We start from the raw sequence: 1,023 nt of genomic DNA on the forward strand, positions 1-1,023 counted from the left end.
CGCTGGCCGGCGTGCCTCCTGGCGCCGCGACGCTGGTCATGATGCACGACCCCTTCAGCTTCGCGACCATGCCGCGCACGCGGGGCCTGGTGGTCGCTTCGCACACGCATGGCGGGCAGATCAGCGTGCCGGGCTATGGCGCACTGATCGTGCCCGGTGCCGCGCCGCGCGAATGGGCCTATGGCTGGATCGCGCACAAGGACAAGCGCATGTACGTGACCAGCGGGCTCGGCGTGAGCATCCTGCCGGTGCGCTTCAACATGCGGCCCGAGTGGGTGATGTTCCAGTAGGGCAACCCTCCTGTCATCGGTTTGGATGACAGACAAGCGGCTCGCGACGGCGCACCATGGCTGCCTCTTTCCCGGAGGCCCGTGCCATGACCGTTCAGAAATTCATCCCCTGTGCCACACGGCTGGCGGCGCTGCCCTTCGTGGCAGCGTTCGGCCTGTCCGCACATGCCCAGCCCGACATTGCCACTCTGACCGCGACCGAAGCCGTGCAGCAGCTGTGCGCCGGCACTATCACCAGCGAGCAACTGGTAACGGCCTACCTCGCCCAAGCCAAGGCCAAAGCCAACCTCAACGCCTTCATCACGCTCGACGAAGCCGGTGCACTGAAGGCCGCGCGCGCCGCTGATGCACTGCGCAAGCGCGGTGGCGCCTGCAAGCCGCTGGCGGGGCTGCCGGTGGCCATCAAGGACAACATCCAGGTGCAGGGCCTGCCCGCAACGGCCGGCACGCCCGCGCTCAAGAGCTTCGTGCCCTTGGCCGATGCACCGGTGGTCGCCAGGCTGCGCGCGGCCGGTGCAGTGGTGCTCGGCAAGACGAACATGCACGAGCTGGACTTCGGTGTCACCGGCTACAACCCCGCGTTCCAGACTGGCCCCGAGGTGGGCGTGCGTAATGCCTACGACCCGACTCGCATCGCGGGCGGCTCGTCGTCGGGCAATGGCGCCGCGCTAGGTGCGCGCATGGCGCCTGCGGCGCTTGGCACCGATACGGGCGGGTCGGTGCGCATCCCGTG

Annotated in this window: 1 protein-coding gene and 1 pseudogene; both read left to right on the plus strand. The window is 68.6% G+C overall.

Annotated features, from left to right (window positions below; genetic code table 11):
• Positions 1-290, plus strand: a pseudogene (locus tag ACSFA3_RS26155) (metallophosphoesterase); the annotation flags it as partial.
• Between the two features lie 86 nt (positions 291-376).
• The coding region (locus ACSFA3_RS26160) for an amidase family protein (protein WP_435508209.1) at positions 377-1,023 on the plus strand (647 nt) is incomplete at its 3' end.

Origin of the sequence: Variovorax glucosi, from assembly GCF_051216695.1 — a bacterium.
Taxonomy (GTDB): domain Bacteria; phylum Pseudomonadota; class Gammaproteobacteria; order Burkholderiales; family Burkholderiaceae_C; genus Variovorax.